Here is a 13,288-nt window from a genome sequence, read left to right on the forward strand (position 1 = left end):
AATAATCGACTTATTGTATCAGAATTACTCTAAATAATCACGCCACATTACTTTGAATCAAGCAACCAAATGTCTGATATTGCATGTTCATTTAAGCGACATTAATGTTGCACCGCACCCAAAAAACCCTGATTTTAAGAGCTTTTTTTGCAAAATCACACTTTATTAACCACATTATGTAAAAATGTTTGGCATTTTCTTTTTTATAAACTATTTTTAAAGAAGGGCCTGTTCCTGTTGAGGATGAAGCTATGGATGACCCTTTTTCTGACCTGAAAAAAGCATTGGACCCCCTATTTTATTTGGTACCCAATAGAGATGGGAAGTATGGTGCTTTCTCTGAAATTCAGCGTCTAAAGGAAGCTGTTGAAAATTACCTGCCTAAAGACAAAGGATCTTTTATCGCACTCATCAAGGCGCTGGGAGCAGCAGTACCCCAGTTCGAAAAGTGGCGAGTCAATTTTGATTCCATAAAAAGGGCGGCCGACTCATTAGCTGAACAACATAAAATGCCGTATCCAAATTGGGATAAATTTCTGTCTGGTACATCAATGTTCCAATTTAGTACACTGAATATGCAGGAAGACCATGAGCTCATCGATTGGTTAACTGCCGTATCTGGAGAAGCGTTTCCTCACGATGAGATTAACAAACAAACGAGTATGTTAATTGACCATAGCGAGCAGCTTGGATTTAGTCCACGGCTAAGAGCTCATTTAGAAAAAGATCCCAAGTTTTTATCTCGCTTGATTATGAAATCTAAAGAGAACTTCAACGAAATTTTAAATACTCGCTTGAGTTTTCACCTAACTGATAAACAAATAGCTAAAGCAATTGTCCACCATTACTTACCTCCGTCGATTCAAAAAGATCACTTTTCGTTTGCGCAAGTAGAACAATTTATTCAGAGGTTCAATGAAATACTATCTAATAGTGGGCGCTCAGTTCCTATATTATTGCGTAATGCAGCAGCCAAAGATGTTTTGGATAAGGTCAATATTTTTCAAATATACCAAAGTGATGAATATCAAAATCGTCAAGAATCCCCTTCCTTTGCGAACGATGAACCTTTAAGCCCCCAACAACCTAACAAGCCTTGGTAAATCCATACCCTCATCTGCCCTACGGGCACCTTCTCCCCTTGGGGAGAAGGGATTCAAAAGTCTCTATTTCTTTTAAGATAAGGAAAAAATTATCCCTAATCTAACAAACCTAAAGACTTAACAGTATCACGCTCTTGTCTTAGTTCATTCAATGTTTTGTCAAACATGTCACGACCGTAATCATTAAAGGATATCCCTTCAACTACGCTTAATTCTCCGTGTTCGCGACGGCAAGGGAAGGAGAAGATCAAGCCTTCATCCACACCATACTCGCCTTGAGAGCTACGACACATAGAGAATGACTCACCAGCCGGAGTATCATTAACCAAATGGTTCACACCGGTAATAATGGCATTAGCCGCAGAAGCAGCAGAAGAAGAACCTCGTGCTTTAATTACTGCAGCACCCCGCTGTTGTACCGTAGAAACAAAAGTATCTTTCAACCAAGACTCGTCAATCACTTGAGCTGCAGAAACTCCATTGATTTTTGCATTATAAAAATCAGGATATTGAGTTGAAGAATGGTTCCCCCAAATAGTCATTTGAGTGACTGCCGTAATATCAACACCCGCTTTTTTAGCCAACTGAGTACGTGATCTTAATTCATCCAAAGTAGTCATGGCATAAAAACGATCATTAGGTATATCTTTGGCATGATGCATTGCAATCAAGCAGTTTGTGTTGCAAGGATTACCGACTACAAAGGCGCGCACATCATCACTTGCATAATCATTAATTGCCTGACCTTGTTTGGTAAATATCCCACCGTTAATTTGTAATAAATCAGCGCGTTCCATACCTTGTTTACGTGGCACAGAGCCGACTAATAATGCCCAGTTTACTCCGTCCATTGCCTTATTCATGTCTGCAGTACAAACCACACGCTTCAATAAAGGAAAGGCACAATCGTCTAGCTCCATAGCAACCCCTTCTAGAGAAGGAAGTGCGGCTTCAAGCTCAAGCAGGTTTAATTCCACTTCAGTGTTTGCACCAAACATTTGTCCAGAAGCAATGCGAAACAATAATGCATAACCAATTTGTCCAGCTGCCCCAGTAACAGCGACTCTAACTCGTTTATTTCCCATGTGATTTCCTCTTATTTTTTTAGGTAAACGATGCAAATTCTCTCTTATGCAACGAGAAGAAAGCTCAATGCATGGTTACTTTTTTTGTTACAAAACTCGCAACATGATACTATTGCATTCCCAAACAAGCCAGTATAAATAGAGTAATGATCCCTTTATCGTTGTACATTCACATTCCATGGTGCATCCGTAAATGCCCTTATTGTGACTTCAATTCCCATAAAAGTCCTGACACTTTGCCTGAACAAAATTATGTGCAAGCGCTTATCGCTGACTTAAAAACAGATTTACAACACTTTGAAACTCGCGAAATTTGCTCTATTTTCATTGGTGGCGGCACTCCAAGCCTGTTTTCTGCTCAAGCCTATGACACTTTATTCACCGAATTGAAACGTCTTTTGCCCTTTGCCAAAGACATTGAAATCACGATGGAAGCCAACCCAGGTACAGTAGAACAACAACGTTTTACCGAATACCGACACATTGGTATCAATCGACTTTCTTTGGGAATTCAAAGCTTCAATCCTGAGCATCTACATGCTCTGGGCCGTATCCATGATGCCCAACAAGCTCATCGTGCTATCGAATCGGCACGTAATGCTGGTTTTAACAATTTAAATCTAGACATCATGCATGGTTTGCCCAAACAAAGTGTCGCGCAAGGAGTTGACGATTTACGCGCAGCAATTGCGCATCAACCCGAACATTTGTCTTGGTACCAATTAACCATAGAACCTAATACAGTATTTTACAAAGAAAAACCGCCATTACCTTCCGAAGATGAAGCATGGTTGCTTGAGGAAGAAGGACTCGCCTTACTTAAAGAATCTGGTTTTGAACGTTATGAAATTTCTGCTTTTGCTCAACCCCACCGACAAGCGCGACACAATTTGAATTACTGGTTATTTGGCGACTACTTGGGCATAGGAGCAGGAGCACACGGGAAGATCACTACCGTAAATGGAATACAAAGAACCCGCAAACATCGTCAGCCTAAAGAATACCTCGATGCAGACAAACCCTTTTTAGCCAGCATAGAAACAGTAGAAGCCGCGGATCTTCTTTTTGAATTTATGCTCAACACGACACGTTTAGAACAAGCCATTCCCTTAGCACTCTTTAAGCAAACGACGGGATTGTCGCTTAGTCATTTGCTCCCCAAACTCAAAATGGCAGCAAATAAAAAGCTTATTACCCTAACCGACACCCACTGGCAAGTAACTGCGTTTGGCAGACGTTACACCAATGACTTGCAAGCCCTGTATTTGTAGCGATGATAAATTGTAGCCTGGGTGCGGCGAAGCGGAACCCAGGCTACGAAATATATGCAGCCACTTGCTTGCAAATAAAGATTAATTGATAATAAAGTTACTTTCCGAACAAGGAGTAATCGGTGATATTATTCATTTTCTTGGTAGTTCTTGCTTATCTAATGGGATCTATCTGCTCTGCAGTCATTATCAGCAAAACGTTTGCTTTGCCTGACCCTCGTAGTGAAGGCTCAAAGAATCCTGGTGCGACTAATGTATTGCGACTTGCGGGAAAAAAATACGCAGCATTAGTTATGGTGACCGATTTACTCAAAGGGACCATTCCAGTACTCATCGCCAAAGCCCTGGATGCCGAACCAGCTACAGTGGGATTTACTGCTCTAGCAGCAGTTATCGGCCATATGTACCCTTTTTTCTTTGACTTTAAAGGCGGAAAAGGAGTTGCGACAGCAATAGGAGCGCTCTTAGGATTTCATTTTCTTGTAGGTATTTTAGTCGCCGCAACATGGTTATTGGTCGCCAAATTCTCTCGCTATTCCTCTTTAGCATCCATCACCGCTATTGGTTTTTCTCCATTCTATTCGCTGTTACTCATCCAGCGTTTGGATATTTTTCCCCCCATATTCATCATGGCCATCTTAGTTCTCTACAAACATAAAGAAAATATTGTGCGCCTTATTGATAAAAAAGAACCAAAAATCAAACTAAAGAAAACAGTAATTGAAGAAATTATGGAGAATGGCTCTCAAGAAGCTGCGCCTCCCCCAAAAAAAGCAGAAACATCTGTTCCCAAAGTAGAAATTGACATAGTAGAAACCACTATAATCACTGAAACCATAGTGACTAAGCCTAAAACTACAAAAACAGCTAAAACCACGAAAACAGTCAGTAAAAAGACTGAAGCACCAGAGAAGAAAACTAAAACAGCTAAAAAACCAGCTGTTTCCAAAACAAAAACCAAGAAGCCTAAAGAAGAATGATAAATCACCTAATTGGAGTTCGTCCATAAGCATAGAAAAAGGATGAACTCAATTAGGAAAGATAGGCAATGAATTAAGCCAAAGGCCATCTTGCCTTAACTTCAACACTAGGGCTCAAGTCCTTTTCTCCTCGTAACATCCGCAAACATCCAGCATAAGCAATCATCGCCCCATTATCGGTACAATATTCTAAAGCTGGAAAATAAATCGTGCCGCCAATACTTTCAATCCATGCACGTAAACCTGAACGCAGCGCTTTATTCGCCCCCACGCCACCTGCAACCACCAATTGCTTACACCCAGATTCTTGTACCGCACGTTTGCATTTGATCATTAAGGTATCAACCACTGCTTGCTGAAAAGCCTTGGCAATTTCAGCGCGTGCACGCTCATCTTTTGTGCTTTGATTCCATGTGTTTAAGGAAAATGTTTTCAAACCACTGAAACTAAAATCAAGACCAGGGCGATCCGTCATAGGACGTGGGAAACGATATGGAGTTGACTCGCATTGATCCGCAAGGGCTGCGAGCACTGGCCCTCCTGGATAAGGTATTCCCATTAATTTAGCCGTTTTATCAAACGCTTCACCTACTGCATCATCAAGAGTATCCCCAAGTATGTGATATTCTCCCAAATCTTTGACTTCAACCAATTGGCAATGACCACCGGATACCAAAAGTGCGATAAAGGGGAATTGAAGCGAGGGGGTTTCCATTTTCGCAGCCAAAAGATGTGCTTCCAAATGATGAATGGCCAATGCAGGAATTTGTAATGCATATGCCAAGCTTTTGGCAAAGCAAGAACCAACAAGTAATGCACCAATTAGACCTGGTCCTGCTGTATAAGCAATCCCATCTAGTGCTTTTTTATCGAGCCCTGTCTGTTGTAACACTTCATCGAGCAAAGGAATTAAATAATTAATATGATCCCGCGAGGCAAGTTCAGGCACTACACCACCATGTACACGATGGGTATCAATTTGCGAATGCAAGGCATGTGCTAACAAACCCGCATCTGAATCATAAATCGCTACTCCAGTTTCATCACAAGAAGATTCAATGCCTAAAATCAACATAAAAAGAGCCTGATAAAAAAATTCAGTAATTGTACCATACATCATGTGACCTGGGTGAAGCGCAGCACAACCCCAGGGTTATGGAATTCGTTCAGGTCTGGAAAACCCGGTTACGGCTTTACCTCCATTCATGCGACAATTTTAAAAATAAAATTTTCGCTATTAAAACTTGACGGGGGCTTCAACTAGCACTAGAATTGCCCACCTATTAAGATCAAATAACCAGAGGACTAGTTTAATGCCTACCGTTCGCGTCAAAGAAGGCGAAAACCCAGAATACGCATTGCGTCGTTTTAAGCGCTCTTGTGAAAAAGCCGGTATTTTAACCGAATTACGCCGTCGTGAATTTTATGAAAAGCCAACTGCTGAGCGTAAACGCAAGCAAGCTGCTGCGGTAAAACGTCATCTGAAGAAAATTTCTCGTGATATGACAGCAAAACAACAAGGCGGCAAACGCCGACGTAAATAGGATTCTGTCCGTCCTGTATTTTTACTAGGCCACATGTACTTCGCATAGTCACAATTTAATTGATGAGTATGATGTCGTATTTAGTGGCCTTTCGCTTTTTAGAGCATATTAGACTTCTTCCGAAACTCAGGTAGAGAAGAGGTTGCTTACATTAGGGCCGAGCTGCTCATTGGATTTTTAAGGAATAAGAAATGACTATTAAAGAACGTCTCAATAATGATGTTAAAGATGCAATGCGTGCGAAAGATAAAGAACTATTGTCCACACTTCGTTTAATTACTGCTGCTGTAAAACAAGTTGAAGTGGATGAGCGTATTGAAGTAGATGATGAGCGCATGTTGGTGATTTTGGATAAAATGAGCAAACAACGTAAAGAATCCATTGCGCAATACGAAAAAGCCAGTCGCGAGGATCTGGTTGCTCAGGAACAATTTGAGCTCGATATTCTTAAAAAATACTTACCTGAGCCTTTATCAGCTGCAGAAATTGAGAACATGGTTCAAGATGCCATTGCCTCAACTGGCGCTGAAAAAATGGCAGATATGGGTAAAGTCATGGCACTCTTAAAGCCCAGCTTGCAAGGCCGAGCTGATATGGCTCAAGTCAGTGCCATGATTAAGGCCAAGCTAAGTTAAGGATCAATATGTCTGGCTTAATCCCGCAGCCATTCATTGACGATCTTCTCCACCGCACGGATCTGGTTGAACTAATTGACAGCTATGTTCCCTTGAAAAAACGAGGGAACAGTCATATTGCCTGCTGTCCTTTTCATAATGAAAAATCTCCTTCATTTAATGTCGTTGCGAAAAAGCAGTTTTATCACTGCTTTGGTTGTGGTGCCTCAGGAAATGCCATCAGCTTTGTCATGAACTACCTGAATCAAGGGTTTGTTGATGCAATTGAAACCCTGGCCGCCCGTGTGGGTTTAACAATTCCTCGAGACAAACAGACGGAGAAAAATAATTCATCACAGGACCTTTATAAACTCTTGTCAGACGTATGCCTTTATTATCAAAAAAAATTAAGACATGAAGGGCAAGCTGCCATTGATTATTTACGAGGCAGAGGCTTAAGTGGAGAAATCGCCAAACTCTATCAGCTAGGTTATGCAAACGAAGGATGGCACCATCTTGAAAAAGCATTTCCCCGAAATCAACGTGAACTACTTGCAACTGGGATGTTGATTAAAAATGACGATGGAAAAATCTATGATCGCTACCGTAACCGCGTCATGTTCCCTATTCATGACCGCCATGGACGCATTATAGGTTTTGGCGGACGCGTACTGGATAAAGAGCAAAAACCCAAATACCTTAATTCACCTGAAACCGTCATTTTTCAGAAAAGTAGAGAATTGTATGGTTTACATCAGATTCTAAGTCAACAAAAAACAATAGAATACATCATTGTGGTTGAAGGCTACATGGACGTGATTGCATTAGCCCAACATGGGGTGATGAATGCGGTAGCAACCTTAGGTACAGCGACCAGCACCTATCACATTCAACTTCTTGCCAAACATACCAAATCACTGATTTTCTGTTTTGATGGCGACAATGCCGGAAGGCAAGCGGCATGGCGTGCTCTTGAAAGCAGCTTACCGCATTTGAATTTAGGGCTGGATGCCAGTTTTATGTTTTTGCCCGATGGGCATGATCCAGACAGTTTGGTTCGCGAAGAAGGGAAAGACAATTTTTTAAATCGACTCAAGCAAGCCACGCCCTTGCACCGCTTTCTTTTTGACAACCTGGCCAAAGATCTCAATCTGCTTCGCCCCGCAGGCAAAACGCAACTTATTAATTTAGCCAAGCCATTCTTACAAAAAATGGATGAAGGCTCATACAAACAACTCCTCATCGAAGATCTGGCGCGTTTAACTCATATCGAAACCCATCGTTTAAACCAGCTGATTACGGAGGAGGTGAAAGCACCCCAGCAAGAACAGACCATGAGCATTGCGCGTACACCAATGCGTATTGCCGTAGCCCTCCTCTTACAACACCCGGAAATTTATACGCAAATTAAACAGCAAATCAATCTAGAACTCCTTGACGCTCAAGAGCATGAAATTTTACTCAGTGTATTACAGCAGCTGGCAACAAATCCGCAAGCAACTACGGCAACGCTGATTGAACTGTGGCGTAATCATGCTTATTTTGATTCTATGAACAAACTTGCAGCCTGGGACCATCTGGTGCCGGAACAAGAGTTAGTCAAAGAATTCATTGATATTATCTTCTTCTTGCAAAAACAAAATCGTGAATTAACCATACGGCAATTGATTAATAAATCACGCCAACAAGGATTGGACGAAGCGGAAAAAATAAAGCTACAAGAGATGTTAAAAGAGCGGCATATTTGAAACATTCACATTCTATATTGAACCTCAAAAATCAGGTAGAAAGGTTGGCTAAGCCTAGCGTTTGTAGAACTCTTTCTCACGCCCCGAAATAGCTCCTAAGAAAAAATATTTTGCTGCTTGTTACATGCTGGGCTTAACAGCCCAGCCTACTTTTATTTTGCTTTGTCAGTGAATTACCTAACATACAGAAATGACGGAGTGCCTAATGATGCCTTAACTCCAATGCAGCACCTTGCTGCTGCAGAATTAATTCAGACATTTCTTTTTTGGAAATCGAAATTTCTTGTGCGCCATCCATGCTACTTGTGATGCGAATTTTAAAACAATCGGGATCCTCAGTGGCACTTATTTCTTCTAACCTAAAATGCTCTTCTAAATGATCCAAAACGGAAATACCCGTACTTCCTAGATGATCATTTAAGTAGGTAACTAAAGTGGAGGAATCAAAAATAAGCGGTAATTTTTCTAACTCCAACTCTTGTCGATGTACTGTACTGTATGCCAGATTCATAACAGCAAGGAATTGGGAAGCAGGAATTACAAATTCTTGTGGCATATCTCCCGAATAATTACTTTCTGCAAGAAGCTTGAAAAAATAATGGCCATTATGATTCACATATTCAACTTTAGTGAAATCATAGGAGGTATTAAGCTTTATTTGCAGCAGATGACACACATAATCTTTATTTTGACTGCTCGACATAAAATTAAGTGTCTCATTAAAATAAAGGCTTAATTCAGGTAATTGCGAATGTTCAGTAAACTTTCTGCCAACAACCACATTCATAGGTTGCGCTGTTCGAGGCTGCAATAAGATGTCACGTATTTTACTAAAAAGACTTAAATCTTGATAAGAATCAACTTTACTGGGCTGGATACCCATCTGCGCAAAAGCCTTTGCATTCTCAGCAAAATTTTCCAGATCCATGCGTAACAATTTTCGACAGGCTGCTAAACGGATCAAATTTAAGCGAATGGTTAGTGGTGTATTATCGTTATTAATTAAGATATTACTCACACCCACACCGTGCAAATCGCCAGCAAGAATACGCTCTCCTTCACGGGCCTTGTTATAACACAATCGTTTTAAATTAAGAATTTTTTGTAATGAGATGAAATGACTTGCAAAAAGAGTACTCGTTGCCCCTAATTGAGATTTATGTGCGTGTGACATATCGGTACTTAATTCTTTTGCAACAACATATAAAATACAATACTCCTGTTGCTCATGAGTCAGCTTGAGATAGTTCGGGCTTTTCAAAAGTGTCTCAAGGGAATTAAATTCTTTATATAAAGCCAATCCTGAATATTCTAAGAGATTGTCAAGAAGAGTTCGTGCCGTAGCGATTTTTTCAAGGTTGCTGCGCGTATCTTTTGCTAACTTAGGAGATAGTAAATATCTAAGCTCCTTTTCATCATATTCAAGAGGAAATTCAAGCGTTTTATTTGTTTTTTTTATGCAAAATTGCTCTATCGCTCCCGATTGATCATTTAACGATACGGCAATGCAATGACCTTCTTTACGTAGATGCGTCACAATATCTTGCAATCGACCTGCGCAGCCTTTGAGGGTAAATGCATCGATAACTAAGACACCATCTGCTTTAAGCTTATTGTAAGCCTGAACGATTGCAGCAACTGGATCAACCAAGTGCATGAATGTTTTGCTAGAAAAAATATAATCGAATTGTTGCGTAGCAATCGGTTTAAATGCCCCATACCCTGGAGCTTCTAAATATTCTGCATTGCCGGTAAGATATTTTTCATTAGGAATGAGATTGCCAACAGGAGAACGTTCATCAGTTGCGGAAATGCCGTACACCGTCACTTGATGCTTATATTTAAGGCCTTTATTTATCGCTGTATCATGTGCAGTAATGAATGCACCATTCGATGTTCCAATATCTAATACCGTAATATCTCGTTTAAGGGCTGCTTCTTTAATAAGTTGCTCGGTATCTAATTGCACACCTTCTGCATATTCAAAACTATAATCGCTAGATCCCTCCCAAACGTATCCTTTTTTTATATTTTTTACACTGTTATAGGCTTGATCAATTTGTTCTATAAAATGTTGGGGTCTTTCTTTCATGTTGCCCTCAAATACACCATAAGCGTAAGCAATTCATCCATCGACATTTGTAATTATAGATTTTATTGAGCATTTTGTATAAAATGTGATGGAAGGGGTCTTGCGAAGAATGAGTCAAAACCTCATAAACAGGACGTTCTAAAAAAAGCAGTAAAAAACTACTAGTATGTTACAAACTCCCGGTTTATAATTATAAGATTTTGTAATCCTAAAGAAGCAATCATTTTTAGCTTGTGCTTTAAATTCTGTACGATTCGCTTGTTTTTTAGGATTGTTTCTAATTGTCCCTAGAGAAGTGCCTATGACCATAAACGATCAAGAACAGCAAAGCTCACAGATAACCAAAGTGATTAGCTTGGGAAAAGAGCAGGGTTACTTGACTTACAGCCAAATTAATGACCTTTTGCCTAACATAGTTGATACAGAACATTTTGATGTCATTATCAGTATGCTGGAAGGCATGAACATCAAAGTATTTGAGTTACCCCCTGGTGATGATGAATTGGCACTTCTGCTTAATACAGAAGAAGTACCTGATATCGAAGAAGCCGCCATGGTACTTGCCTCTGTGGACAAAGAAACCGGACGTACAACGGATCCAGTCCGCATGTACATGCGTGAAATGGGCACAGTAGAACTGTTAACCCGTGAAGGCGAAATCCGCATTGCGAAACGCATTGAAGAAGGTATTTACCAAGTACTTAAATCTTTGGCACATTACCCAGAAACTGCCCAATTAGTGCTTGATGATTATGAGCGATTTATCGCCCAAGAAATTCGCCTCAATGAAATTATTAGTGGCTTCTCAGACGTTGAAGATGAAGTAGCTCCGGCTGCAAGCATAGGCTCCATGCTGGACGAAGTGCAACAAATGGATGACATGATCCTCTCTGCGGAAGAGGAAGATGAAGATGGCGAAGGCGGTATAGGAGAAGTCGATGACGGCCCAAATCCAGAACAAGCCAAAATTTATTTTGATGACTTACGTGCTAAGCTTGAAGAGGCAATCGCTACTTTAAAAGAGAATGGTAGAGAACATGCCAAAGCGCTTAAAGCCTTAGAAGCAATGTCTGAATCGTTCTTAAAACTGAAGCTCACCTCCAGACAAGTCGATCGCTTAACGCGTCATTTCCGCCAATTACGTAACCACATCAGAGAATTCGAACGTGGCATTATGCGTCTTTGTATTGAAAAAGCACGTATCCCACGTAAACTGTTCATTGATACCTTCCCAGGCCAAGAAACAGATATGGAATGGCTCAAAGGTATTCTTGCCAAACACGGCAAAAAACTCGATCTAGAGCGTATCCAGGAACATACTGATGATATTTTACGTATCCAATCCCGCTTGGTCGCATTCGAAGCAGAATACGGTTTGACGATTGGGGAAATTAAAGACATCAACCGTAAAATGTCTATTGGCGAAGCCAAAGCACGCCGCGCCAAAAAAGAAATGGTTGAAGCCAACTTACGTTTGGTTATTTCCATCGCGAAAAAATACACCAACCGTGGCTTGCAATTCCTTGATTTAATCCAGGAAGGCAATATCGGTCTAATGAAAGCAGTAGATAAATTTGAATACCGTCGTGGTTACAAATTCTCTACCTACGCAACCTGGTGGATTAGACAAGCAATTACCCGTTCCATCGCCGATCAGGCGCGTACCATCCGTATTCCGGTACACATGATCGAAACAATTAACAAGCTCAACCGTATTTCCAGACAAATTCTTCAGGAAACTGGCCGTGAAGCCACCCCCGAAGAACTAGCTGAAAAAATGGAATTGAGCGAAGACAAGATTCGCAAAGTTTTAAAAATCGCCAAAGAACCCATTTCTATGGAAACTCCAGTAGGCGACGATGACGATTCGCATTTAGGTGACTTTATTGAAGACAACAACATCGAATCTCCAATCGATATGGCAACCGCCGAAGGCTTACGCGAAGCAACTCTGGAAATCTTGGAAACCTTAACACCAAGAGAAGCCAAGGTACTACGTATGCGTTTTGGTATCGAAATGAATACCGACCATACTCTGGAAGAAGTAGGCAAACAATTTGACGTAACTCGCGAAAGAATTCGTCAGATCGAAGCCAAAGCGCTCCGCAAACTGCGCCACCCCTCTCGCTCAGAGAAACTGAGAAGCTTCTTAGAAGGCGATGAAGGCTAATGAGACAAAAAGGAAGGATAAAAGGATTTGTGCCCCCTTTACCCTTCCCTACCCTCTCCTTAGCGGGAGAGGGAAATCTTAAAAAAATCATAAAAAAACTAGCACATTAAACAAATTAAGTTTAAAATGACCCCCTCTTCGGGCCCATAGCTCAGTTGGTCAGAGCAGCGGACTCATAATCCGTTGGTCCTAGGTTCAAGTCCTAGTGGGCCCACCAATAAAATCAAGTAGTTACGTTAGTTTTTAGAAAATTCGAAAAAGTCGTGTAGACGCAATGTAGACGGATTCTTTAAGGAAAAAAAATTATGAGACGTGACTGGGATGTCATTAGAAATATCTTAATAAAGATTGAAAACCTAGAAACTAATACTTATTTACAGCTTAAAAACTTCCCTGAATCAGAACATAATAAAATTTCCCATCATATTGAGTTGTTATGTGATGATAACTTGATTGAGTGTAATATTCATAAAACAACAGCTGGTCGACCCTATGATTTCCATGTTAGCAGACTAACATGGAGAGGACATGAGTTCCTTGACTCAGTTCGTTCAGATACAGTTTGGAGCAAAACAAAAGAAGTGTTTAAAAACAAAGGTGTTGATATGGGATTTAACCTGATAATCGCTACTGCACAAAAAATTGCTGGAACCTTGTTATCTTAGAACTATAATAGCCAAT

Annotated in this window: 11 protein-coding genes and 1 tRNA gene; 9 read left to right on the forward strand and 3 right to left on the reverse strand. The window is 40.6% G+C overall.

Annotated elements, in window-relative coordinates; translation table 11 throughout:
• Positions 1-251 precede the first annotated feature (251 nt).
• Positions 252-1,103 carry a hypothetical protein gene (locus tag BGO44_RS00820; RefSeq protein ID WP_058511840.1) on the forward strand — a complete coding sequence of 284 codons (852 nt, stop codon included), beginning with the start codon at positions 252-254 and terminating at the stop codon, positions 1,101-1,103.
• A 95-nt stretch (positions 1,104-1,198) separates the two neighbouring features.
• Here the strand turns inward: BGO44_RS00820 and BGO44_RS00825 are convergent, their stop codons facing one another.
• Positions 1,199-2,188 (reverse strand): malate dehydrogenase, encoded by a 990-nt coding sequence (locus BGO44_RS00825; RefSeq protein ID WP_058511839.1) that lies wholly within the window; start codon positions 2,186-2,188, stop codon positions 1,199-1,201.
• 146 nt (positions 2,189-2,334) lie between these two features.
• On the opposite strand from BGO44_RS00825, the gene hemW reads away from it, so the two are divergent.
• The gene (gene hemW / locus BGO44_RS00830) at positions 2,335-3,459 is read left to right on the forward strand and encodes a radical SAM family heme chaperone HemW (protein ID WP_058511838.1); all 1,125 of its coding nucleotides are present in this window, start codon (positions 2,335-2,337) and stop codon (positions 3,457-3,459) included.
• Between the two features lie 122 nt (positions 3,460-3,581).
• The gene (plsY, locus tag BGO44_RS00835) at positions 3,582-4,439 is read left to right on the forward strand and encodes a glycerol-3-phosphate 1-O-acyltransferase PlsY (RefSeq protein WP_273197659.1); all 858 of its coding nucleotides are present in this window, start codon (positions 3,582-3,584) and stop codon (positions 4,437-4,439) included.
• Positions 4,440-4,512: 73 nt separating this feature from the next.
• Here the strand turns inward: plsY and tsaD are convergent, their stop codons facing one another.
• Positions 4,513-5,514, reverse strand: coding sequence for a tRNA (adenosine(37)-N6)-threonylcarbamoyltransferase complex transferase subunit TsaD (gene tsaD, locus BGO44_RS00840; protein ID WP_058512453.1), 1,002 nt, complete (start codon positions 5,512-5,514; stop codon positions 4,513-4,515).
• Between the two features lie 238 nt (positions 5,515-5,752).
• Between tsaD and rpsU the strand changes: the two genes are divergently transcribed.
• From rpsU to dnaG, 3 genes are all read left to right on the forward strand, one after another.
• Positions 5,753-5,983, forward strand: coding sequence for a 30S ribosomal protein S21 (rpsU, locus tag BGO44_RS00845; protein WP_010652681.1), 231 nt, complete (start codon positions 5,753-5,755; stop codon positions 5,981-5,983).
• 191 nt (positions 5,984-6,174) lie between these two features.
• Positions 6,175-6,618: a GatB/YqeY domain-containing protein gene (locus tag BGO44_RS00850; protein ID WP_058511836.1), complete on the forward strand. Its 444-nt coding sequence runs from the start codon at positions 6,175-6,177 to the stop codon at positions 6,616-6,618.
• Positions 6,619-6,626: 8 nt separating this feature from the next.
• Positions 6,627-8,345, forward strand: coding sequence for a DNA primase (gene dnaG / locus BGO44_RS00855; protein ID WP_273197672.1), 1,719 nt, complete (start codon positions 6,627-6,629; stop codon positions 8,343-8,345).
• A gap of 202 nt (positions 8,346-8,547) precedes the next feature.
• Here the strand turns inward: dnaG and BGO44_RS00860 are convergent, their stop codons facing one another.
• The gene (locus BGO44_RS00860) at positions 8,548-10,437 is read right to left on the reverse strand and encodes a class I SAM-dependent methyltransferase (RefSeq protein WP_273197675.1); all 1,890 of its coding nucleotides are present in this window, start codon (positions 10,435-10,437) and stop codon (positions 8,548-8,550) included.
• 301 nt (positions 10,438-10,738) lie between these two features.
• On the opposite strand from BGO44_RS00860, the gene rpoD reads away from it, so the two are divergent.
• The 3 genes from rpoD to BGO44_RS00875 all read left to right on the forward strand — a co-directional run bounded on the left by rpoD (position 10,739) and on the right by BGO44_RS00875 (position 13,272).
• Positions 10,739-12,607: an RNA polymerase sigma factor RpoD gene (gene rpoD, locus BGO44_RS00865; protein WP_273197679.1), complete on the forward strand. Its 1,869-nt coding sequence runs from the start codon at positions 10,739-10,741 to the stop codon at positions 12,605-12,607.
• 140 nt (positions 12,608-12,747) lie between these two features.
• Positions 12,748-12,824, forward strand: a tRNA-Ile gene (locus tag BGO44_RS00870).
• A gap of 88 nt (positions 12,825-12,912) precedes the next feature.
• Complete coding sequence (locus BGO44_RS00875) at positions 12,913-13,272, forward strand: DUF2513 domain-containing protein (RefSeq protein ID WP_027222457.1); 360 nt, start codon at positions 12,913-12,915, stop codon at positions 13,270-13,272.
• Positions 13,273-13,288 lie beyond the last annotated feature (16 nt).

Origin of the sequence: Legionella sp. 39-23, assembly GCF_001897665.1 — a bacterium.
Classification (GTDB): Bacteria; Pseudomonadota; Gammaproteobacteria; order Legionellales; family Legionellaceae; genus Legionella; species Legionella steelei.

Coding starts and splice junctions, on each gene's coding strand:
- BGO44_RS00820 (WP_058511840.1), top strand. CDS start 252: ATGGATGACCCTTTTTCTGACCTGAAAAAAGCATTGGACCCCCTATTT.
- BGO44_RS00825 (WP_058511839.1), bottom strand. CDS start 2,188: ATGGGAAATAAACGAGTTAGAGTCGCTGTTACTGGGGCAGCTGGACAA.
- hemW (WP_058511838.1), top strand. CDS start 2,335: ATGATCCCTTTATCGTTGTACATTCACATTCCATGGTGCATCCGTAAA.
- tsaD (WP_058512453.1), bottom strand. CDS start 5,514: ATGTTGATTTTAGGCATTGAATCTTCTTGTGATGAAACTGGAGTAGCG.
- rpsU (WP_010652681.1), top strand. CDS start 5,753: ATGCCTACCGTTCGCGTCAAAGAAGGCGAAAACCCAGAATACGCATTG.
- BGO44_RS00850 (WP_058511836.1), top strand. CDS start 6,175: ATGACTATTAAAGAACGTCTCAATAATGATGTTAAAGATGCAATGCGT.
- dnaG (WP_273197672.1), top strand. CDS start 6,627: ATGTCTGGCTTAATCCCGCAGCCATTCATTGACGATCTTCTCCACCGC.
- BGO44_RS00860 (WP_273197675.1), bottom strand. CDS start 10,437: ATGAAAGAAAGACCCCAACATTTTATAGAACAAATTGATCAAGCCTAT.
- rpoD (WP_273197679.1), top strand. CDS start 10,739: ATGACCATAAACGATCAAGAACAGCAAAGCTCACAGATAACCAAAGTG.
- BGO44_RS00875 (WP_027222457.1), top strand. CDS start 12,913: ATGAGACGTGACTGGGATGTCATTAGAAATATCTTAATAAAGATTGAA.